At 71.9% G+C, this 20,371-nt stretch carries 21 protein-coding genes; 9 read left to right on the forward strand and 12 right to left on the reverse strand.

All coding sequences use genetic code 11. The features are described 5' to 3' along the window. Positions 1-4: 4 nt before the first annotated feature. The 3 genes from AB0J53_RS19045 to AB0J53_RS19055 are packed head-to-tail and all read right to left on the reverse strand — an operon-like array spanning position 5 to position 3,244. Complete coding sequence (locus tag AB0J53_RS19045) at positions 5-1,471, reverse strand: NAD(P)H-hydrate dehydratase (protein WP_364173733.1); 1,467 nt, start codon at positions 1,469-1,471, stop codon at positions 5-7. Between the two features lie 4 nt (positions 1,472-1,475). Beyond that, on the reverse strand, positions 1,476-1,826 hold the full coding sequence (locus AB0J53_RS19050) for a holo-ACP synthase (RefSeq protein ID WP_219500474.1): 351 nt from the start codon (positions 1,824-1,826) through the stop codon (positions 1,476-1,478). A 14-nt stretch (positions 1,827-1,840) separates the two neighbouring features. After that, positions 1,841-3,244: an alkaline phosphatase PhoX gene (locus AB0J53_RS19055; protein WP_364173737.1), complete on the reverse strand. Its 1,404-nt coding sequence runs from the start codon at positions 3,242-3,244 to the stop codon at positions 1,841-1,843. A 128-nt stretch (positions 3,245-3,372) separates the two neighbouring features. Between AB0J53_RS19055 and coaA the strand changes: the two genes are divergently transcribed. Continuing rightward, entirely contained in the window at positions 3,373-4,290 is a 918-nt protein-coding gene (gene coaA / locus AB0J53_RS19060) for a type I pantothenate kinase (RefSeq protein ID WP_364173740.1), read from the forward strand. Here coaA and AB0J53_RS19065 read toward each other — a convergent pair. Beyond that, complete coding sequence (locus AB0J53_RS19065) at positions 4,262-4,396, reverse strand: hypothetical protein (protein WP_281426775.1); 135 nt, start codon at positions 4,394-4,396, stop codon at positions 4,262-4,264. The two genes, coaA and AB0J53_RS19065, sit on opposite strands and share 29 nt — an antisense overlap. Before the next feature lie 62 nt (positions 4,397-4,458). On the opposite strand from AB0J53_RS19065, the gene AB0J53_RS19070 reads away from it, so the two are divergent. From AB0J53_RS19070 to AB0J53_RS19090, 5 genes are read left to right on the forward strand one after another with little or no spacing between them, the layout of a single operon-like run. Continuing rightward, positions 4,459-5,415 (forward strand): DUF389 domain-containing protein, encoded by a 957-nt coding sequence (locus AB0J53_RS19070; RefSeq protein WP_219500469.1) that lies wholly within the window; start codon positions 4,459-4,461, stop codon positions 5,413-5,415. A 10-nt stretch (positions 5,416-5,425) separates the two neighbouring features. Further along, positions 5,426-6,334 (forward strand): ABC transporter ATP-binding protein, encoded by a 909-nt coding sequence (locus AB0J53_RS19075; protein WP_219500467.1) that lies wholly within the window; start codon positions 5,426-5,428, stop codon positions 6,332-6,334. After that, positions 6,327-7,181, forward strand: coding sequence for an ABC transporter permease (locus tag AB0J53_RS19080; RefSeq protein WP_219500465.1), 855 nt, complete (start codon positions 6,327-6,329; stop codon positions 7,179-7,181). Before AB0J53_RS19075 ends, AB0J53_RS19080 begins: the two co-directional genes overlap by 8 nt. After that, on the forward strand, positions 7,178-8,092 hold the full coding sequence (locus tag AB0J53_RS19085) for an ABC transporter ATP-binding protein (RefSeq protein ID WP_364173746.1): 915 nt from the start codon (positions 7,178-7,180) through the stop codon (positions 8,090-8,092). The genes AB0J53_RS19080 and AB0J53_RS19085 overlap by 4 nt, the downstream gene beginning before the upstream one ends. Beyond that, on the forward strand, positions 8,092-8,808 hold the full coding sequence (locus tag AB0J53_RS19090) for an ABC transporter permease subunit (RefSeq protein ID WP_219500461.1): 717 nt from the start codon (positions 8,092-8,094) through the stop codon (positions 8,806-8,808). The genes AB0J53_RS19085 and AB0J53_RS19090 overlap by 1 nt, the downstream gene beginning before the upstream one ends. A 39-nt stretch (positions 8,809-8,847) precedes the next feature. Here AB0J53_RS19090 and glmM read toward each other — a convergent pair whose 3' ends face one another. The 3 genes from glmM to rplM are packed head-to-tail and all read right to left on the reverse strand — an operon-like array spanning position 8,848 to position 11,213. Next, entirely contained in the window at positions 8,848-10,215 is a 1,368-nt protein-coding gene (gene glmM / locus AB0J53_RS19095; protein ID WP_364173750.1) for a phosphoglucosamine mutase, read from the reverse strand. 1 nt (position 10,216) lies between these two features. Beyond that, positions 10,217-10,741, reverse strand: a complete 525-nt coding sequence (gene rpsI, locus AB0J53_RS19100) for a 30S ribosomal protein S9 (protein ID WP_219500457.1) — start codon at positions 10,739-10,741, stop codon at positions 10,217-10,219. Between the two features lie 28 nt (positions 10,742-10,769). Continuing rightward, a complete protein-coding gene (gene rplM, locus AB0J53_RS19105; protein ID WP_106236123.1) occupies positions 10,770-11,213 on the reverse strand; it encodes a 50S ribosomal protein L13 in 444 nt (147 codons plus the stop codon). A 311-nt stretch (positions 11,214-11,524) separates the two neighbouring features. Between rplM and AB0J53_RS19110 the strand changes: the two genes are divergently transcribed. From AB0J53_RS19110 to AB0J53_RS19120, 3 genes are all read left to right on the forward strand, one after another. Further along, positions 11,525-12,280 carry a CAP domain-containing protein gene (locus tag AB0J53_RS19110; protein WP_357591395.1) on the forward strand — a complete coding sequence of 252 codons (756 nt, stop codon included), beginning with the start codon at positions 11,525-11,527 and terminating at the stop codon, positions 12,278-12,280. Positions 12,281-12,303: 23 nt separating this feature from the next. Beyond that, positions 12,304-13,458: a hypothetical protein gene (locus tag AB0J53_RS19115; RefSeq protein ID WP_364173755.1), complete on the forward strand. Its 1,155-nt coding sequence runs from the start codon at positions 12,304-12,306 to the stop codon at positions 13,456-13,458. A 103-nt stretch (positions 13,459-13,561) separates the two neighbouring features. Continuing rightward, a complete protein-coding gene (locus AB0J53_RS19120; RefSeq protein WP_364173758.1) occupies positions 13,562-16,609 on the forward strand; it encodes a hypothetical protein in 3,048 nt (1,015 codons plus the stop codon). Here AB0J53_RS19120 and truA read toward each other — a convergent pair. The 5 genes from truA to rpsK all read right to left on the reverse strand — a co-directional run bounded on the left by truA (position 16,596) and on the right by rpsK (position 20,334). Beyond that, on the reverse strand, positions 16,596-17,462 hold the full coding sequence (gene truA / locus AB0J53_RS19125; protein ID WP_364173761.1) for a tRNA pseudouridine(38-40) synthase TruA: 867 nt from the start codon (positions 17,460-17,462) through the stop codon (positions 16,596-16,598). The two genes, AB0J53_RS19120 and truA, sit on opposite strands and share 14 nt — an antisense overlap. Before the next feature lie 69 nt (positions 17,463-17,531). Next, positions 17,532-18,068 (reverse strand): 50S ribosomal protein L17, encoded by a 537-nt coding sequence (gene rplQ, locus AB0J53_RS19130; RefSeq protein ID WP_219500445.1) that lies wholly within the window; start codon positions 18,066-18,068, stop codon positions 17,532-17,534. Positions 18,069-18,160: 92 nt separating this feature from the next. Next, positions 18,161-19,177, reverse strand: a complete 1,017-nt coding sequence (locus AB0J53_RS19135) for a DNA-directed RNA polymerase subunit alpha (protein WP_043623495.1) — start codon at positions 19,175-19,177, stop codon at positions 18,161-18,163. Between the two features lie 105 nt (positions 19,178-19,282). Next, on the reverse strand, positions 19,283-19,909 hold the full coding sequence (gene rpsD / locus AB0J53_RS19140; protein ID WP_219500441.1) for a 30S ribosomal protein S4: 627 nt from the start codon (positions 19,907-19,909) through the stop codon (positions 19,283-19,285). Between the two features lie 20 nt (positions 19,910-19,929). Next, entirely contained in the window at positions 19,930-20,334 is a 405-nt protein-coding gene (rpsK, locus tag AB0J53_RS19145) for a 30S ribosomal protein S11 (protein WP_020542285.1), read from the reverse strand. Positions 20,335-20,371 lie beyond the last annotated feature (37 nt).

A 20,371-nucleotide genomic window follows, 5' to 3' on the forward strand; every position in this document is an offset into this window, starting at 1 on the left:
ACCTCTAGTTTGGCAGCTCGTCCCGATGGTCGAGCGCGATTTCCCTGATGGCCGACGGCACCGCGTCCGCCACGTCGGCGGCGGTCAGCGGCGCGCCGCCCGCGGCCCGGCGTCCGGCGAGCCCGTGCAGGCAGGCGCCGCACGCTCCGGCGTCGGCGCTGCTCAGTCCCTGGGCGAGCAGCGCCCCGGCGATGCCGGACAGGACGTCGCCGGTGCCTCCGGTGGCCAGCCAGGGGGTGCCCGTCGTGTTGACGCGGGCGGCGCCGCCCGGCTCGGCCACCACCGTGGTGGAGCCCTTGAGCAGCACGGTCACGCCCAGCTCGGCGGCGGCCCGGCGGGCGTGCGCCAGCCGGTCGGCCTCGATCTCCTCCCGCGCGGCCCCGGTCAGGCGCGCCAGCTCGCCGGCGTGCGGGGTCACGAGCACGGGCGCGGCACGGCGCAGCAGCCCCGGCTCCTTGGCCACGAGGGTCAGGCCGTCGGCGTCGACCAGGACCGGCACGTCCGAGGCGAGCACCCGGGTGGCCAGCTCGCGGGCCCAGCCGCCGGTGCCGAGCCCCGGCCCGAGCACCCACGCCTGCACCCGCCCGACGCGGTCGATCGACGGCTCGGCCAGCTCGGTGATGACCGCCTCCGGCCAGCGCGCCCGCACCTGGTCCGCGGGCCCGACGGGACCGGCGTAGCGGACCATGCCCGCGCCCGCCCGCAGCGCCCCGCCGACGGCGAGCACCGCCGCGCCCGTGTAGAGGTCGCTGCCGGCCGCGACGCCGACGACGCCCCTGCGGTACTTGTCGGACTCCGCGCCCGGCCTCGGCAGCAGCTCGCGCACGTCGTCGCGGGTCAGCGCCGTCACGTCCGGCTCCGGCAGGCAGGGGCCGAGCCCGATGTCGACCAGCTCGACCCGCCCGGCGTGCCCGGCCCCGGGATCGACGAGCAACCCCGTCTTGTACGCGCCCATCGTCACGGTCAGGTGCGCGCGCACGGCGGCGCCCGCCACCCGCCCGCTGCCCGCGTCCACGCCGCTGGGCACGTCGACGGCCACGACCAGCCCGGGGCCCGCCCCCGCCCGCTCCGCGAGCGCGGCGTACGGCTCCCGGAGCGCGCCGGTGGCCCCGATGCCGACCAGGCCGTCGACGACCAGGTCGGCCCGGTCCAGCGCGGCGGCGTCGCCGATCCGCCCGCCCGCGTCGCGGAAGGCCGCCAGCCCGGCCTCGTGGGTGCGCGATCCGGCGAGCACCGCCTCGACCGCGGCCCCGCGCCTGGCGAGCGCCGCCCCGGCGTACAGGGCGTCGCCGCCATTGTCGCCGCTGCCGACGAGCAGCACGACGCGGCTGCCGTACACGCCGCCGAGCAGGCCCGCGCACGCGGCGGCGAGGCCGGCTGCGGCGCGGAGCATGAGCGTGCCGCCGGGCAGGCGGGCCATGAGCTCCTGTTCGGCGGCTCTGATCTGGTCGGCGGTGTAGGCGGTGATCATCACGTCATCCTTCGGCGATCACGTAGGCGATGGCGATGCCGCCGTCGTGGCTGAGCGAGACGTGCCAGCGCTTGACGCCGAGGCCGTAGGCGACCTCGGCCACCTTGCCGCTGACGTACAGCTCGGGCTTGCCGTGGGGGTCGCAGCGCACCTCGGCCTCCCGGTGGCCGAGCCCGGGGGGCGCGCCCAGCGCCTTGGCCACGGCCTCCTTGGCGGCGAACCTGGCCGCCAGCGAGTGGACGGCGAGCGGCTGCTCGACCTCGGTGAACAGCCGTTCGCGCAGCGCGGGGGTGCGCTTGAGCGTGGCCTCGAAACGCGCGATGTCGACGACGTCGACCCCGATGCCCAGGATCATGGTGCCCAGGCTATCTAGAAGTCGCCGCGCTGCCAGGGACCCCAGATGGCGAACGAGCGGCCCCGCTTGGACTGGACGTTCACGTACAGGGTGTGGCCGCCGGGGCCGAAGGCGGAGCCGGCGAACTCCGCGCCCGCGTCGCCCGGGATGGGGGCCAGGCGGCAGAAGTCGAAGATCTTCCCGGCTCTGGTGAGGCCGCGCAGGTAGTTGTCGCCGTCGCCGTCCTCGCACAGGACCAGCGTGCCCCGCCTGCTGACGGTCACGTTGTCCGGCAGGTCCAGGGTGGCCGCGCGGGGCGACTGGTAGACGAGCCGGAGCCGGCCGCTCCACGTCTCGTACGCCCACACCTGGCCGCGGCCCCGGCCGAAGCCGTCGGGCGGCGTCTCGCCGGGCGCGGGGTCGCCGCCCTGGGTGGAGACGAAGTAGACGATGCCCTGGTGGAAGACGGCGCCTTCGAGCCTGGAGAAGATCGCCGCGCCCGCCGCCCGGCCCTGCCTGCCGACCGCCTGCACGGCGACGTCGTTGGACGGCCTGCCGGTGAACGCGGGGTCGGGGTCGTCGATGTCCACCCAGGTGGTGGCGAAGGCCGCGCCGGGCTCCTGCCCGGTGGACAGGTCGGCGCGCGGCCGGTCGGCGACGGCGAGCATCTGGAGCTTGCCGCCGTCGAGCAGCCGCCCCTCGCGCATCGGATGCCGGGGCGGCACGTAGCGGTAGAAGCCGGACGGGAAGCCGAAGTTGTCCTCGGTCAGGTAGAGCGTGCCGGTGGCCGGGTCGAAGGCCGCCGACTCGTGCGCGAACCGCCCGGCGGCCCTGATCGGCCTGGCCCGCGAGACGCCCTTGAGCGGCACCTCGAAGAGATAGCCGTGCTTCTCGGTCAGCCGGGAGTTGTCGCCGCCGGTGAAGTCGTCGCCCACGTCGGGCCCGTTGACGGTCTCCTCGCAGCTCACCCAGGCGCCCCAGGGCATCGGGCCGCCCGAGCAGTTCATCATCGTGCCGGTCAGCGACGGCCTGCTCTCGGCCACCTCGCCGTAGCGGCTGACCCGCAGCGTCGCCGTGCCGCCGCCCGCCATCGGGTCGTACGCGAGCCGCTCGTCGCCGAACGCGCCGACGGGGCCGTTGACCTCGTGGTTGCGCACCAGGATCGCGCTGCCGCGCGGCCCGGGGAACGCGGCCATCCCGTCGTGCCTGCCGGGCACCGTGCTGCCGTCGGAGAACTTCTCCCCGGCCGCGTTGAACGAGCGGTAGCGGAACCCCTCGGGCAGGTGCAGCCGCACCTCGCCGTCGCGCTGGTCGGCGACGGGGACGAGCCGCCCGTAACCGGGCGCGGGGGCGGCGCCGCCGCGCTGCCCCGCGCAGGCCACGCCGGCGAACGGCCCGGCGGCCAGGACGGCCCGGGTCAGGAAGCCGCGTCGGTCCATGCGAACTCGGTCCATGCAAAAACCCTCTTCATTCCCCGAACGCAGTATCGGTAATCCCCCGATTTTGTCCACAGGCTGTGGATACCCCGGCCGGAACCGCATTCTGACACCATCGCTACGCTGCCAGGGTGAACAACGGTTACGTTGAACTGAGCAGGGAGCAGTGGAGCGAGCTCCGCAAGAACACGCCCTTGACTCTCACGGCGGACGAGCTCGAAGAGCTGCGAGGCGTCGACGACCCCATCGACCTCGCCGAGGTCACCGACATCTACCTGCCGCTGACCCGGCTGCTGAACCTGCACTTCACCGGTTCGCAGCAGCGCAGCAGCGTGCTGAGCGCGTTCCTCGGGCGACCGGGCGGGCGGATGCCGTACATCCTCGGCATCGCGGGCAGCGTCGCGGTCGGCAAGTCGACGACGGCGCGACTGCTGCACACGCTGCTCGCCCGCTGGCCCGAACACCCCCACGTGGAGCTGGTCACCACCGACAGCTTCCTCTACCCCAACGCGGTGCTGGAGTCCAAGGGCATCATGCACCGCAAGGGCTTCCCCGAGAGCTACGACCGCAGGGCGCTGGTGCGGTTCGTGGCCGAGGTCAAGGCGGGCGCGGCCGAGGTGAACGCCCCGGTCTACAGCCACCTGGAGTACGACATCGTCCCCGGCGCCCGCCAGACCGTGAAGAACCCCGACATCCTGATCATCGAGGGGCTCAACGTCCTCCAGCCCGCCCCGCCCACCTCACTCGCCGTCAACGACTACTTCGACTTCTCCATCTACGTGGACGCCAAGGTCGAGGACATCCGCACCTGGTACGTCGACCGGTTCCACAAGCTGCGCCGCACCGCGTTCGAGGACCCCAAGTCCTACTTCCGGCACATCGCCGAGCTGTCCTACGAAGAGGCCACCGAATTCGCGGTCAACGTCTGGCGCGACATCAACGAACGCAACCTCGTCGAGAACATCGCCCCCACCCGCGGCCGCGCCGACCTCGTCCTGCACAAGGGCGCCGACCACTCCGTCAGGCGGGTACGGCTTCGCCGGACCTGAACACCTCGTCGAACAGGTAGCTCGCGAACCGCCCCGAACAGCCCAGGTCGTCGATGTCCGCGAACCAGCACTCCTCGCCGTGGTCATGACATGTCAACATCCGCATGAAGTCAGCCTGCCTGATCACGTTCAACGGAACGTCAACGTCGGATGGACGACAATGGCCGGGTGCTCCATCTGCGTCTGATCAGCCCGGCCGACCGCACCGGCGAGGTGCTGGAGGTGCTCGACGACTGCGCCGGCGTCACCAACGTCGCGGTCCTGCCGGGCGCCGCCCACCGGCCGCCCGGCGACCTGGTGCTGTGCGACCTCGCGCGCGAGTCGGCCAACGAGGTCATCGGCCGGCTCGAATGGCTCAAGGACGAGGGCTCGATCGCGGCCGAGCAGCTCGACATGGCCCTGTCCAGGGCCGCCGAGGAAGCCGTCGAGGAGGCGCCGGGCGACCCCGACGACGCGGTGGTGTGGGAGGACCTGGCCCAGAAGGTGCACGCCGACTCCCGCATCACCTGGGCGTACCTGGCCTTCCTCGGCATCGCCACGCAGCTCGCGGGCATCGCCGTGCTGCAGGACTCGGTCATCCTCATCGTCGGCGCGATGGTGCTCGGACCGGAGTTCGGCGCGGTGGCCGCGATCTGCTTCGGGCTGCTGGGCGGCCGGCTGCACCTGATCATCGGGGCGTTCCGGACGCTGGTCGCCGGGTTCGCGTTCGCGATCGGGCTCACGTTCGCCTGCGCGTTCGTCTCGTACCGGCTCGGCTGGATCGGGCCGGAGAGCCTGCGGACGAACGTCGAGGTCGGCTTCATCGTCACGCCCGACCGCTGGTCGTTCATCGTGGCCGTGCTGGCCGGGGCCGCCGGGGTGCTGTCGGTCACGGCGGGCAAGTCGTCGGCGCTGATCGGCGTGTTCATCTCGGTCACCACCGTGCCCGCCGCCGGCTACATGGCCGTGGCGCTCGCCCTCGGCGAGTGGCGGGCGGTCGCCGGGTCGGTCTCGCAGCTCGCGCTGAACGTGCTCGGCATGGTCATCGCGGGCACCGCCACCCTGTGGGTCCAGCGGAAATTCTGGCCTCAGGTAGGACGCCGTTCATCCCCGGGGACGAGGCCCCACGAGCACCTGGGCGGGTAGTGTCCCGGGCATGCACATCCTCGCCACCGAGGGGCTGACCAAACGCTTCCCCACCGTCACGGCGCTCGACCAGCTCACGGTCACCGTCGGAACCGGCGTCACCGGCCTCGTCGGGGCGAACGGCGCGGGCAAGTCGACGCTCATCAAGATCCTGCTCGGCCTGCTGCCCGCCTCCTCGGGGACCGCCCGGGTGCTCGACCTCGACGTGTCCACCCGGGGCGCCGACATCCGCAGGCTCGTGGGTTACATGCCCGAGCACGAGTGCCTGCCGCCCGACGTGTCGGCCACCGAGTTCGTGGTGCACATGGCGCGCATGTCCGGCCTGCCGCGCACGGCCGCCCGCGAGCGGGCCGCCGACGTGCTGCGCCACGTGGGCCTGGCCGAGGAGCGCTACCGGCCGATCGGCGGCTACTCGACCGGCATGAAGCAGCGGGTCAAGCTGGCCCAGGCGCTCGTCCACGACCCCAAGCTGATCTTCCTGGACGAGCCGACCAACGGCCTCGACCCGCGCGGCCGCGACGAGATGCTGGCGCTGATCAGGCGCATCGGCACCGAGTTCGGCATCAGCGTGCTGGTCACCTCACACCTGCTCGGCGAGCTTGAGCGGATCTGCGACCACGTGATCGTCATCGACGCCGGGCGGCTGCTGCGCTCCTCGGCGATCACCGAGTTCACCCAGGCGACCCGGACCGTCACGGTCGAGGTCGACGAGGGCACCGAGCCGCTGGCCGCCCGCCTGACCGAGCTCGGCCAGAAGGTCAGCCCGCACGGCCGCCTGCTGCTCGTCGAGGTGTCCGGCCCCGGCACCTACGACGCGATCCGCGACGCCGCCGTCGACCTCGACCTGTGCCTCATCCGGCTGGAGCAGGGCCGCCACCGCATCGAGGACGTCTTCCGGGAGGAGGCGGCCCATGTCTGAGATCTACGACATCGGCTATCGCCACTACGACGGCCCCCGCCTCGGCGGCGGCCACGCCACACGGGCGCTCGCCGTCCACAGCCTGCGCGGCATCTACGGCCTCGGCCGCACCGCGCGCAGCAAGATCATGCCGTTCTCGCTGGCCACCATCATGCTGCTGCCCGCCGTCGTGTCCGTCGCCGTCATGGCGATGCTCGGCGAGCGCGCCATGACCTACAGCGGCTACGCCGTCATCATGCAGCCGATCGCGGCGATCTTCCTCGCCTCGCAGGCGCCCACCGCCGTCGCCCCCGACCTGCGCCACCGGGTGCTGCCGCTCTACCTGTCGCGCCCGATCACGGTCTCCGCGTACGTGGGGGCCAAGGTCGCGGCCATGACCGGGGCGCTGTTCCTCATGCTCGCGGCGCCGCTGATCCTCATGTACGTGGGCGAGCTGGTCATCGACCTCGACGGGCCGCCGCAGACCAAGGAGTTCCTCGGCGCCCTGTCGATGGCCCTGGTGCTGGCGCTGCTGCTGGCCACGTTCGGCCTGGCGCTGGCCTCGCTGACGCCCCGGCGCGGGCTCGGCGTCGCCTCGGTCATCGCCGTCTACCTGCTGTCCTTCGCCTCGGTCCCGCTCGTCTACACCGCGCTGGACATGTCGGGCTACCATTCGGCCGCCTCGTGGGCCTGGCTGATGAACCCGTTCTGGCTGGTCGACGCGGTGCAGGTGTGGCTGTTCGACACCCCGCCCAACGCCGACGGCGCCTACCCCGGCGGCCCGATGCCGGCCGTCATCGTGGTGGCGCTCATCGGCCTCGCCCTGGCGGTCCTGGCCGCCCGCTACCGGAAGGCCGCCTCGCGATGAAGATCGAGCTCGCGCAGGTGTCGCGCTGGTACGGCAACGTCGTCGCGGTCAACGACGTCACGATGACGATCGGGCCCGGGGTGACCGGGCTGCTCGGGCCCAACGGCGCCGGCAAGTCGACGCTGCTCCACATGATGGCCGGCTTCCTGGCGCCCTCCGGCGGCACGGTCACGCTGGACGGCCAGAACGTCTGGAAGAACCACCATATTTATCGAAATATCGGGTTAGTGCCGGAACGGGAGGGCGTCTACGGCTTCCTCACCGGCTGGCAGTTCGTCCTGTCCGCCGCCAAGCTCCACGGCCTGCCCGACCCCGCCGAAGCCGCCCGCAAGGCCCTGGCCACCGTCGAGATGGAGGCCCCCAAGGACCGCCGCGTCGAGACCTACTCCAAGGGCATGCGCCAGCGCGTCAAGGTCGCCGCCGCGCTCGTCCACGACCCGGACGTGCTCCTGCTGGACGAGCCCTTCAACGGCATGGACCCGCGTCAGCGCATGCACCTGATGGACCTGATCCGCGCGATGGGCGCCGCCGGCAAGACGATCCTGTTCAGCTCGCACATCCTCGAAGAGGTCGAGCGGGTCGCCCAGCAGATCGAGGTCGTGGTCGCCGGCAGGCACGCCGCCTCCGGCAACTTCCGCGAGATCCGGCGCCTGATGACCGACCGGCCCCACCTGTTCAAGATCCGCTCCAGCGACGACCGCAGGCTGGCCGCGGCCCTCCTCCTCGACGACTCCACCGGCGGCGTCACGCTCGGCCCCGACGGGCTGGAGGTGCAGGCCACCGAGCTGCGGCGCTTCGCCCGCCTGCTCCCCCGCGTGGCCCGCGCCGAGGGCGTCCACCTCCAGCAGGTGTCACCCGCCGACGAGGACCTGGAGAGCGTCTTCTCCTACCTGATCACCAGGAGCACCTGATGAACACCGTGGTCGCAGGCATCACCTACCGGGCCCTGCTCGGCAGGCGGCGCATCATCCTGCTGCTCCTCCTGCCGCTCGCCCTCATCGGCCTGGCCGTGCTGCTCCGCGTCATCGGCAGCGACGACCAGCGCTCGGCCGTGCTGCTGATGGAGAAGTTCGCCATCGGCACCATGCTGCCGCTGCTCGGCCTCATCGCCGGCACCGGCGTCATCGCCCCCGAGATCGACGACGGCACCATCATCCACCTGCTGTCCAAGCCGATCTCCCGCCCGGCCATCACACGGACGAAGTTCCTGGTGGCGGCCTCGCTCCTGGCGCTGTTCGCCGCCGTGCCCACCTACGTCGCCGTCTGGCTCCTGGTCGGCAACGAGGACGGCCTCGCCCCCGGCTTCGCCCTCGGCGCCCTGGTCGCCGGCATCGCCTACGCCGCCGTCTTCCTGCTCCTGGGCATCGTCACCCGCCACGCGGTCACGATCGGCATCACCTACGCCCTCGTCTGGGAGAGCCTCGTCGGCGGCTTCGTCCCCGGCGCGCAGCAGTTCTCGATCCAGCGGTGGGCCCTGACCGTCGCCGACCAGCTCTCCGACTCGCCGTTCCTCACCACCCGGGTCACGTTCGGCTTCGCCGTCCCGGCCCTGGTCGTCGTCACCGTCGGCGCCGTCCTCTGGGCGGGCCACCGCCTGCGCGGCTTCGCCCTCACGGGCGACGAGTGACCGATCTCCGGGTACGGGATCCCGTACCCGGAGAAGACGTCAGACGCAGGCCACGCGGACGACGTCGGCGAGGCGTTCGGCGACCTTGGTCGCCTGCTCCTCGGAGGCCGCCTCGACCATCACGCGGATCATCGGCTCGGTGCCGCTGGGCCGGATCAGCACCCGGCCCGTCTCACCCAGCTCCGCCTCGGCCTCGGCGACCGCGGAGGTGAGCTCGCCGGCCGACGCCTTGCCCCGGTCGACGTCCTTGACGTTGATCAGGATCTGCGGCAGCGCCGTCATGACGGACGCCAGGTCGCGCAGCGTGCTCCCCGAACGGGCCACCACCGACAGCAGGTGGAGCGAGGTGAGCAGGCCGTCGCCCGTGGTGGCGTGGTCGAGCATGATGACGTGGCCCGACTGCTCGCCGCCCAGGTTGTAGCCTTCGCTCTTCATGCGTTCCAGCACGTAACGGTCGCCGACGGCGGTCTCCACCACCGTGATGCCCGCCTCGCGCATCGCCAGCTTGAAGCCCAGGTTGGACATGACGGTCGCGACCACCGTGTCCTTGGCCAGCGTGCCGGCGGCGTGCATGTCGGCGGCGAGGATGGCCATGATCTGGTCGCCGTCGACGATCGCGCCGGTGTGGTCGACCGCCAGGCAGCGGTCGGCGTCGCCGTCGTAGGCGATGCCCAGGTCGGCGCCGCGCGAGACCACCACCTGCTGGAGCTTGTCCAGGTGGGTGGAGCCGTAGCCGTTGTTGATGTTGAGGCCGTCGGGCCTGGCGCCGATCGCCTCGACGCGGGCGCCCGCGCGCAGCAGCGCCTCCGGGGCCACCATGTGGGCCGCGCCGTGGGCGCAGTCGACCACGATGTCCAGCCCGTCCAGCCGCCCCGCGACCGTGTCGAGGACGTGCGTGATGTAGCGGTCGGCCTCACCGTAGGCGTCGCGGACCCGGCCGACGGCCGCGCCGACGGGACGGCTCCAGTCCTCGCCGAGCCGCCGCTCGATCTCGTCCTCGACCGCGTCGGACAGCTTGAAGCCGCCCCGCGCCAGGAACTTGATGCCGTTGTCGGGCGCCGCGTTGTGCGACGCCGACAGCATGACGCCGAGGTCGGCGCCGAGCGCGGCGGTGAGGTGGGCGACGGCCGGTGTGGGCAGCACGCCGAGGCGCAGCACATCCACTCCAGACGACGCGAGGCCGGCGACCACGGCGGCCTCGAGAAATTCTCCCGAGGCACGCGGGTCCCGGCCTACGACCGCCACCGGCCGCTGCTTGCGGCCTGAGCCGCTGGAGCCGGTGGCGGCGAACACGCCTGCATCGCCGAGGACATGAGCCGCCGCGACCGAAAGGTCCATGGCGAGCTCGGCCGTGAGGTCGCGTCCCGCGACCCCACGTACCCCGTCGGTGCCGAAAAGCCGCGCCAACTTAGCGCTTGCTGTACTGCGGAGCCTTGCGGGCCTTCTTGAGGCCGTACTTCTTCCGCTCCGTGGCGCGGGCGTCACGGGTGAGGAAGCCGGCCTTCTTCAGCGGCGGGCGGTTGACCTCGACGTCCAGGATCGCCAGGGCGCGGGACAGACCCATGCGCAGCGCGCCGGCCTGACCGGTCACGCCGCCGCCGTCGATGCGCGCGATGACGTCGAACGCCTCTTCGGCGCCGAGCACCACGAAGGGCTCGTTGACGATCTGCTGGTGGACCTTGTTCGGGAAGTAGACGTCCAGCGAACGACCGTTGATCGTCCACTTGCCGGTGCCGGGGACGATGCGCACGCGGGCGATCGCCTCCTTACGGCGGCCGGTGCCGTACGAGTTGCCCGTGGTGACGGGCTTGCGCACGGGAGCGTCAGCGCTGGCGGTGGATTCGGTGGTGTACTCGGACGGGAACTCCTCGCCGGAGTAGTCCTCGACCTCGGCCGTCTCGACGGCCGTCTCGACACCGGTGGGCTCAGCCACGGTTCTCCTCTAACTCTTTCGCGAACTACTACTGGGCGATCTGGGTGATCTCGAACGGCACCGGCTGCTGGGCCTGGTGCGGGTGCTCGGAACCCGCGTAGACCTTCAGCTTCTTGGCCATCTTCCGGCCGAGGGAGTTCTTCGGCAGCATGCCCTTCACGGCCTTCTCCACGGCCTTGTCCGGGCGCTTGTCCATGAGCTCGCCATAGCTGACGGAACGCAGACCGCCCGGGTAACCCGAGTGGCGGTAGGCCTTCTTCTGCTCACGCTTGTTGCCGCTGAGCGCGATCTTGTCCGCGTTGATGACGATGACGAAGTCACCGGTGTCGACGTGGTTGGCGAAGATCGGCTTGTGCTTGCCGCGGAGCAGGGTCGCGACGTGGCTGGCCAGCCGGCCCAGCACGACATCGGTCGCGTCGATGACGTACCACTGACGCTGGACGTCGGCGGGCTTCGGTGAGTACGTGCGCACGGTCGTAGCCTTCTTTATGCTCGCGTCTTCGGCGCGCTGCCGGATGCGGCAGCGCTTGGGGTCGGTCGGTGCGGGCACACGACGGCCCGGACCTTCCGTCTCCGCACAGATGGGAGATGACGCCGGACGCGCCGCGCATTGGTCACGCTGGACCTATGCACACAACGAACGATTAGGTTACCCGCCTGAACGGCGGCAGGTCAAAAGACCGGTAACCCTGGTCGAGTCTACCTGATCACAGAACGGTTCTATTTCAGTTCCCTGAGATCCCTTCTTCACCAGGACGAGACATCCCTATCGTTGGTGGCGGTATGTGGCAGAGTTCTCACACCCGGCACACCCAGCGGAGCGCACGGCGCCGGAACCATCTGGGTCTGCTGGCCTGCCTCATGGCCGCGCTGTTCACCGGCGTGCTGCTCGGCCGCATGTCGGGCGACCCCGTGCCGACCGGCCACATCTACCTCAACGAGGCCACCCCGGCCGCCACCCCCAAGGCCGCCGCCCCAGCGCAGAAGCGGGCCGCCCAGCCGATGGCCGAGGCCGTGCCCCGCCAGACCACCACCGCCGCCGCGCCCCGCGCCCGCCACCGGCAGGTCAGGCCCACGCCCAGCCCCACCGACCAGGTGCCCGGCTACACCGCCGACGAGCCGGTCCAGGTTTTGCGCGACAGCGAGCCCGTACAGAGCGTGCCGGGCATGGCCTCCGAGGTCGTCCGCCTCACCAACACCGCCCGCGCCAGGCAGGGCTGCGGCCCGCTGCGCGCCGACGCCCGGCTGACCAGGGCCGCCCGGGAGCACTCGTACGAGATGGCCCGCTCCGGCCAGTTCACGCATGAATCGCCCGACGGGTCCTCGCCCTGGGACCGCATGGAGCGCGCCGGCTACCCCGCGGGCGCCGCCGAGAACATCGGCCGCGGCTACTCCTCCGCCGAGGAGGCCGTGAGCGGCTGGCTCGACAGCCCCGACCACCGGCGCAACATCCTCAGTTGCGACTTCAAGGCCATCGGCGTCGGCGTGGTCTCCAGCCCCGAGGGCATCTGGTGGACCCAGGACTTCGGACGCTCGTGACCTTCGCACGGTAATGTCTCCGCATGGGTTTTCCCGACGAACGTGAATCCGGCACGGACAGCACCCCCCGCCGCTCCCGCAGGGACCGCAAGGCCGACGCCGACCCCGGTTCCTTCGCCGGCGCCTTCACCCCGGCCGGCCCCCCTCCCCCCGGCGGCGCCCCCAACCAGGGCGGCCTCGGCGGCTTGGGCGGCCCCCCTTACTCCAGCGGCGCCCCCACCCCGGGCAGCGGCCCCAACCCCGGCGGTGCCCCCAACCCGGGCGGTGCCCCCAACTCGGGTGGCGCTTTCAACCCGGGCGGCGGCCCCAACCCCGGCGGTGCTTTCAATCTGGACGGCGCCCCCTCCCCGGACGGGGACCCCGACGCCGACGCGCCTCTGGACGAGCCCAAGCGCGGCCGCAGGTCCGGCTCCAGCCGCTCCGAAGGCAAGCGCCCCCGGCAGACCTGGAGCCCCTACGACGAGGAGAACCGCTCGCGCGGCCCGCTCTGGGCGGTCGTCGCCGGCGTCGCCGTGCTCGGCCTGTTCGGCGGCGGCCTGGCGATCATGTTCAACGCCGACGACCCGGCCACCACCGCCGCCAACTCCGAGCAGCGCACCTCCGCCCCGCTCCCGTCGCCCCCGCCCGGCGAGTTCGGCTACGCCGCCAGCCGCAGTACGGACCCCGACCCGCTCACGGTCAAGGAGCTCTTCCGGGCCAAGAAGTTCACCGTCTCCGGCCGCGCCTACCAGATGACGGTCACCAGCAAGGACAAGAAGTGCGCCGACGGCGTGCTCGGCGACAAAATGGCCAAGGCACTCAAGAGCGGCAAGTGCACCCAGATGATGCGGGCCAGCTTCCGTGACAAGTCCGGCAAGGTGATCGGCACCGTCGGCGTCGCCAACCTCAACACCTTCAAGAGCGCCGCCAAGGTGGCCAAGGCCGGCGGCACCGCCGACTACGTCAAGCCGCTCGCCGGCAAGGACGAGATCACCAAGTTCCTCGGCTCGGGCAGCGGCGGCGCCAAGGTCTGGGCGCACGGCCACTACGCGGTGCTGGTGTGGTTCCAGAGCAAGGACGGCGTCAAGCCCGACAAGAAGCTGTCGAAGCAGCTCTTCCAGGCGGCCGAGGACATCACCAAGCAAACGGTCTTCCAGGCCCTCGACAAGCGGGCGCTGACCGGGATGCGCGCAACCTGATATCGGCCATCCGGTCGGTTAACCCCGCAAACAGGACGATCGATCCGACCGGGAACGCTCATACCTAGGGAACGATCTAGCGACTCTCGCTAGGCTCGCCCTTATGCGTGGCCAGGGACCCGGGTCTGAGCACGAGCGTGGCGAAGCCGACTCCGCGACCGCACCATCGACGCCACCGCCTAGCTTCGGCCATCAACCGCCGCCGGGCGAACCGCCAAGCGGCCACCGCGCCGCCCCCTACGCACCCCCACCCCCGGACCACGGCCCGGGCTCGGGCGAGCCCCCGGCATCCCCGTACGCGGGGACGGCCTCGGGCTCCGGCGAGCACCCGGCGTCTCCGTACGCGGGAGCGGCCCCGGGGTCCGGCGAGCACGCGGCGAGCCCGTACGCGAGGTCCGGCGAGCACGGCGGTGAGCAGCAGCCACCGGCCGTCTACCCTGAGCCGACCGCCGAGGAGGCGGAGGGCTGGCTGTCGGTCGAAGGCGAGCCGCCCGCCAGGGAAGGCTGGCCGGCGCCCGGCGACACGCCCCCGGCCGAGGCGTGGCTCTCCGTCGCCGACACCCCGCCGGTGGAGGGCGACACCCGGCCCGCCATGGCCTGGCCGCCCGCCGGCCTCCCCCCGCACGCCGCCGTTCCCTGGACGCCGCCCCAGCCCCAGGTCCCGCCCCCGTGGCCGACCCCGGCCGGCGACGCCCCGCCCACCCCGCCGTGGCCGTCCCACGCCGAACCCCCACACGGAGAACCCCCACACGCCGAAGCCCCGCCCACGCGCCCCTGGCCCGCCCAGGGCGACGCGCCGTCCCCCATGCCCTGGCCCCCGACGACCGAGGCCACCCCCGCCGCCCCCTGGGCCACCCCCCAGGACGACGGCGCCACCCGCCCCGGCACCGCCTGGCCCCCCGCCCAGCCCGTCAACCAGTGGCACAACCCCGACCAGGCACAATCCCCGCAACCGGGCCCCACGTACGAGAACCAGCCCCCGGCGGGCCCCGCGTACGGCAACCAGCCGAGCCCACCCCCACCGGGACCCGCGTACGAGAACGAACCGCACCCGGGACCCACGTACGGCAACCAGCCGGGCAACCCGCAGGCCGGGCACACGTACGAGGACGAACCGCACAGGCGGGCGGCCGACGAGGCCCCCGGTGCTGCCGGGCAGTGGCACCCCCCTGCGGACGGGCAGGGCGGCGGGATGTCGGCGCTGCCCGCGTTCCCCGGTGCCCAGCCGTGGGAGGTGAACGACGGGGACGCCGCGCCGTACGACTGGTTCGCCGACCCCGAGAACGCCGAGGCGGCCGCCGCTCAGGGGTGGACCGCCGATCCGGCGGCGCCGGGCGGACCGCAGTGGGAGCCGCCGCCCGCGTTCACCGCCGCCGCAGCGGGCATGCAGGTGTGGCCCGCTCCGGTCGCGGACCCGGTCGCCATGCCGCCCTGGCCTGCCGCCACCGGTGAGCTGGAGGCCGAGGCCGACGACGTCCCCCACCCGACCGCCCCCGGCCAGGCGCGGCAGCCCTCCGGGTACGCCGCCGAGCCGACCGGCCCGGCCCAGCACCACCCGGACGACCGCGCCCACCCCGCACCCGAGCCTGCCACCGGAGCCCACCAGCCACCTGCAGCGGCCGCTGCCCAGCCCACCGCCGAGCACCCGGCCACCGCCCCGGACCACCCCAACGGGCCCGCCCACCCGGGCGCCCCAGGGCAACCCACCGCCCATGCTCCGGCCCCGCACGGTCAGGCCCCGCAAGCCCCGGCTCCGCATGGTCAGCCCGCGCACGCTCCGGCCCTGCACGGACAGCCGGACGGTCGCGGGGAGGCCGTCCCGTCCGGTCACCCCGACGCCCACGGTCAGCCGCCGACCCACGGCCAGCCCTCCGGGCCCGTACAGCCTGCCGCCGGTCAGCCCACCGAACCGGCTCTCCCCGCCGCCGCCTCCCCCCAGCCTGCACACGACCAGGGCGCGCACGACCAGCCCATGCATGACCAGCCAGGTTACGACCACGACCAGCCCGGGCAGCACCAGACCAGGCACGACCAGAACGGTCACGACCACCCCGGCCAGGACCAGAACGGCCACGGACAGAGCGGCCACGACCAGAGCGGCCACGGACAGGTCGCGCCCCAACCGTTCACCACCGGGGACACCGCTCCTCCCCCCGCAGGCCGGAAGGCCGGTGGGGTGCCGGTGCCGATGCCAGGGGTCAAGCAGCCGCCGGCCCCGCTGTTCGACCCGAGCACCCAGCGCCAGCCCGAGCCCGGCGACGTACCCGTCTGGCCTCCGAACGAGGACCCGGCGGCCAAGGGCCCCGAGCTGCCGTTCAGCCCCGAGGTGTGGGGCAACCGTCACCAGGGCCCGGGCAACAGCCTGCCGGCGCTGGCTCCGGAGGCGTTCCGGCAGCCGCCGTTCGCGCCGATGCCGCCGGTCAAGCAGCCGGGCAAGAGCAAGCGGGCGCTGTTCGCGACGCTGGGGGTGCTGGTGCTGGCCGGGGTGGCGACGGGCGGGTTCTTCGCCGTCAGATCGGTGAGCTCGCCCACGCCGGAGGCGGCCTCGCAGCCGTCGGTCCAGCCGCCGACTCCGACGTCGGCCCCGCCCGCGAGCACGCCGCAAGAGCCGGCCGGTGCGTCGATCCTCAACTCGGAGATCACCGACCCGAAGAAGCTGTCGCTGGCGGAGGCGTTCCCGGAGAAGAAGGTGTCGGCCGCGGGCGCCTCGTTCACCCGCGTGAAGTCCGACCTGGCGGCCAAGTGTGACGAGGCGGCGGCGGGCCCGTTCGCGGAGGCGTTGCGCGAGCACAAGTGCAGCCGCGTGCTACGCGCCACGTACGTCGACTCCAAGCGCCGCTACGCGGTGACGACCGGGATCGCGGTGCTGCCCAGCAAGGACGCGGCGCTCAAGGCCGACCGGGCGAAGAACCTGAGCCGTAATGTCTGGTTCCGCGCGCTGCCCGGCGCGGCGGGCACGGGCGGCGACCGGGTGCACATCGCGGGCGGCTACGCGGCGGGCCTGGTGTGGGGCCGCTACATCGTCTTCAGTTACGCCACCCACGCCGACGGGCACACGCCGGAGGCCAAGGAGAAGACGCTCATCAAGGTCAGCAGCGCGTTCCGGGACGAGACGGCGGAGGTTCTGGAGCGGCGGATCAACCAGAACTGACGCCCGGCAGCGTGCGGACGCGCCGGGTGGCGGCGGCCCGCGCGGCGAGTTCGGCCGCGGGCGGGTAGGTCACCTCTTCGAGGCAGAGGCCCCGCGCGGGCGCCACGTGGACGCCGGAGTCGCGTACGGCCTGGGCGAGCACCTCGCCTGGCCACAGCACCGGCCGGCGTCCGTCGCCGACGGCCAGCAGGGAGCCGACGAGCGCCCGCACCATCGAGTGGCAGAACGCGTCGGCGACGACGGTGGCGACGAGCACGCCGTTGTCCTCGCGGATCCAGTCGAGCCGCTGGAGTTCTCGGATCGTGGTGGCGCCTTCGCGCTTCTTGCAGAAGGCGGCGAAGTCGTGCTCGCCGAGGAGCCGGGCGGCGGCGGCGTTGAGCGCGTCGAGGTCGAGGGGCCGGTTGTGCCAGACGACCGCGTGCCGCAGCAGCGGGTCCACGCCGCCGACGGCGTCGCTGATCCGGTACGCGTAGCGCCGGGAGACGGCGGAGAACCGGGCGTCAAAGCCCTCAGGAGCCACGCAGACACGAAATATCCGTACATCGGGGTCCAGCACTCCCCCGAACCTCCGCACCAGCGCAGCGAGCCTCTCGTCCACGCCGAGCGGCGCCGGGCTGTTGCCGTCGAGCTCCGCCAGCGCCTCGTCCGACACGTCGACGTGCGCCACCTGCCCCCGGGCGTGCACGCCCGCGTCCGTGCGGCCGGCCACGGTCAGGTCGGGCGGCTCGGGCAGCCGCAGGATCCGCCCCAGCGCCCGCTCGATCTCCCCCTGGACCGTACGGAGCCCGGGCTGGCGGGCCCACCCGGAAAAGCCGCCCCCGTCATAGCCGAGGTCGAGCCGGAGCCGTACCACGATCTTCCTCCCGGTAAGCGAAAAGGGCCCGGCCCCCACGAAGGGGTCCGGGCCCGGCAGCCTGATGGATCAGGCCTCGTCCTTCTTCGCCTCGGCGGCCGGGGCCTCCTCGGCAGGAGCCTCGGTCTCCTCGGCCTGCGCGGCCGGGGCGGTCTCCTCGGTCTTGTCCTCGGTCTTCTCCTCAGCCGGGGCGGCGGGCGCCTCGGCGGCGGCCGGCGCGGCCGGACGGGAGACGGTGACACCGTTCAGCGGCTCGGTCACCAGCTCGATGACGGCCATCGGGGCGTTGTCGCCCTTACGCGCACCGACCTTGGTGATCCGGGTGTAGCCGCCGGGACGCTCGGCGAACGTCGGCGCGATCTCGGTGAAGAGGTGGTGAACGACGCCCTTGTCCTTGACGACGGTGAGCACCTGGCGACGGTTGTGGATGTCGCCCTTCTTCGCCTTGGTGATCAGGCGCTCCGCGACCGGGCGAAGGCGCTTGGCCTTGGCGACGGTGGTGCGGATCTTGCCGTGACGGAACAGGTCCGTGGCAAGGTTGGCCAGGATCAGCCGCTCGTGCGCCGGGCTGCCGCCAAGACGCGCGCCCTTGGTGGGCTTGGGCATTGCTCTCTCCTTGTGTGTTCACCCGCCCCGGCCGTACCAGGTACCGGGGTCGGGCCGCCAGACCCGGGACGGGTCCGCGCTATCGGGAAATATCAGTACTGCTCGGTCTCGACGTACGCGCTGTCGTCGTCGTCGTAGCCGCCGCCGGCCACCGCGCTCGGGTCGAACCCGGGCGGGGAGTCCTTGAGCGCCAGCGACATCTCGTGCAGCTTCTGCTTGACCTCTTCGATCGACTTGGCGCCGAAGTTGCGGATGTCGAGCAGGTCCTGCTCGCTGCGCGCGACGAGTTCGCCCACGGTGTGGATGCCCTCGCGCTTGAGGCAGTTGTAGGAGCGGACCGTGAGGTTGAGCTCCTCGATCGGCAGCGCCAGGTCGGCCGCCAGGGCGGCGTCGGTCGGCGACGGGCCGATGTCGATGCCCTCGGCCTCGACGTTGAGCTCGCGGGCCAGGCCGAACAGCTCGACCAGGGTCTTACCGGCGGAGGCCACCGCGTCGCGGGGCTTCATGGCCGGCTTGGTCTCGACGTCCAGGATCAGACGGTCGAAGTCGGTGCGCTGCTCGACTCGGGTCGCCTCGACCTTGTAGGTGACCTTGAGCACCGGGGAGTAGATGGAGTCGATCGGGATGCGACCGATCTCCTGGCCCGGCTGCTTGTTCTGGGCGGCGGAGACGTAGCCGCGACCGCGCTCGACGGTCAGCTCCATCTCCAGCTTGGCCTTGCCGTTGAGCGTGGCGATGCGCAGCTCGGGGTTGTGCACCTCGACACCGGCCGGAGGCGCGATGTCGGCGGCGGTGACCTCACCCGGGCCCTGCTTGCGCAGGTACATCACGACGGGCTCGTCGTGCTCGGAGGAGACGACCAGCTCCTTGAGGTTGAGGATGATGTCGGTGACGTCTTCCTTGACCCCGGGAACGGTCGAGAACTCGTGCAGCACGCCCTCGATGCGGATGCTCGTCACGGCGGCGCCCGGGATGGACGACAGCAGCGTGCGACGCAGCGAGTTGCCGATGGTGTAGCCGAAGCCGGGCTCCAGCGGCTCGATGACGAACCGGGACCGGGTCTCGTCGATCGACTCTTCGAGAAGAGTCGGACGCTGAGCGATCAGCATGTGTGGGTTCTCCCCTGTTTCGTGTGGCGCCCGCTATATGACGCCACCCCGACAAACAGTTTAGTTCGAGTACGGAATCCGTACTCGAACCAAACGGACGAGTGACTACTTGGAGTAGTACTCGACGATGAGCTGCTCCTGGACCTGGGTGTCGATCTGCTGGCGAACCGGCAGCTGGTGCACCAGGACGCGGAGCTTCTCGGGCACGACGCCGAGCCACGCGGGAACCGTGCGCTCGCCCGCGGTCGCCCGGGCGACCTCGTAGGGCATGAGGTTGCGCTTGGTCTCGCGGACCTCGACGATGTCGTGCTCGCGCACGCGGTACGACGGGATGTCCACCTTCTTGCCGTTCACGGTGATGTGACCGTGACGGACCTGCTGGCGGGCGGCGTCACGCGACTGGGCGAACCCGGCGCGGTAGACGACGTTGTCGAGACGGCTCTCCAGGATCTGGAGCAGCGCCTCACCGGTCTTGCCCGCCTTGCGCGTGGCTTCCTCGTAGTAGTTGTGGAACTGCTTCTCGAGGACGCCGTAGATGCGGCGGGTCTTCTGCTTCTCGCGAAGCTGAAGCTGGTACTCGGACTCCTTGGGGCGTCCGCGGCCGTGCTCACCCGGCGGGTAAGGACGGATCTCGATGGGGCACTTGGCGGACTCGCACTTGCTGCCCTTGAGGAAGAGCTTGGTCTTCTCGCGACGGCAGAGCTTGCAGTCCGCGCCCGTGTAACGAGCCATTTCTCAATATCTCCTGGGAATCAGACGCGGCGGCGCTTCGGCGGACGGCAGCCGTTGTGCGGAACCGGGGTGACGTCCTGGATCGAGCCCACTTCGAGGCCGGTGGCCTGGAGGGAGCGGATCGCGGTCTCACGGCCGGAGCCGGGACCCTTGACGAAGACGTCGACCTTGCGCATGCCGTGCTCCATGGCGCGGCGCGCGGCGTTCTCCGCGGCCATCTGCGCGGCGAACGGGGTGGACTTACGGGAGCCCTTGAAACCCACGTGGCCGGCGCTGGCCCAGGAGATCACGTTCCCGTTGGGGTCGGTGATCGAGACGATCGTGTTGTTGAACGTGCTCTTGATGTGGGCGTGCCCGTGAGCGACGTTCTTCTTTTCCTTGCGGCGCACCTTCTTCGGCGCACCCTGGCGGCTCTTAGGAGGCATTGTTTGCCTTAACTCCTGAGGTCTTCGGTCCCGCGGC

Source organism: Nonomuraea sp. NPDC049725 (assembly GCF_040674795.1).
Taxonomy (GTDB): Bacteria; Actinomycetota; Actinomycetes; order Streptosporangiales; family Streptosporangiaceae; genus Nonomuraea; species Nonomuraea ceibae.

Bases quoted from the DNA above. Each gene is read 5' to 3' on its own strand.
- rpsK (WP_020542285.1), bottom strand. From the start codon at position 20,334: ATGCCTCCTAAGAGCCGCCAGGGTGCGCCGAAGAAGGTGCGCCGCAAG.
- rplQ (WP_219500445.1), bottom strand. From the start codon at position 18,068: ATGCCCAAGCCCACCAAGGGCGCGCGTCTTGGCGGCAGCCCGGCGCAC.
- AB0J53_RS19055 (WP_364173737.1), bottom strand. From the start codon at position 3,244: ATGGACCGACGCGGCTTCCTGACCCGGGCCGTCCTGGCCGCCGGGCCG.
- AB0J53_RS19120 (WP_364173758.1), top strand. From the start codon at position 13,562: ATGCGTGGCCAGGGACCCGGGTCTGAGCACGAGCGTGGCGAAGCCGAC.
- AB0J53_RS19080 (WP_219500465.1), top strand. From the start codon at position 6,327: ATGTCTGAGATCTACGACATCGGCTATCGCCACTACGACGGCCCCCGC.
- rpsD (WP_219500441.1), bottom strand. From the start codon at position 19,909: ATGGCTCGTTACACGGGCGCGGACTGCAAGCTCTGCCGTCGCGAGAAG.
- AB0J53_RS19075 (WP_219500467.1), top strand. From the start codon at position 5,426: ATGCACATCCTCGCCACCGAGGGGCTGACCAAACGCTTCCCCACCGTC.
- AB0J53_RS19115 (WP_364173755.1), top strand. From the start codon at position 12,304: ATGGGTTTTCCCGACGAACGTGAATCCGGCACGGACAGCACCCCCCGC.
- AB0J53_RS19050 (WP_219500474.1), bottom strand. From the start codon at position 1,826: ATGATCCTGGGCATCGGGGTCGACGTCGTCGACATCGCGCGTTTCGAG.
- AB0J53_RS19090 (WP_219500461.1), top strand. From the start codon at position 8,092: ATGAACACCGTGGTCGCAGGCATCACCTACCGGGCCCTGCTCGGCAGG.
- AB0J53_RS19065 (WP_281426775.1), bottom strand. From the start codon at position 4,396: ATGCGGATGTTGACATGTCATGACCACGGCGAGGAGTGCTGGTTCGCG.
- AB0J53_RS19045 (WP_364173733.1), bottom strand. From the start codon at position 1,471: ATGATCACCGCCTACACCGCCGACCAGATCAGAGCCGCCGAACAGGAG.
- AB0J53_RS19085 (WP_364173746.1), top strand. From the start codon at position 7,178: ATGAAGATCGAGCTCGCGCAGGTGTCGCGCTGGTACGGCAACGTCGTC.
- AB0J53_RS19135 (WP_043623495.1), bottom strand. From the start codon at position 19,177: ATGCTGATCGCTCAGCGTCCGACTCTTCTCGAAGAGTCGATCGACGAG.
- AB0J53_RS19110 (WP_357591395.1), top strand. From the start codon at position 11,525: ATGTGGCAGAGTTCTCACACCCGGCACACCCAGCGGAGCGCACGGCGC.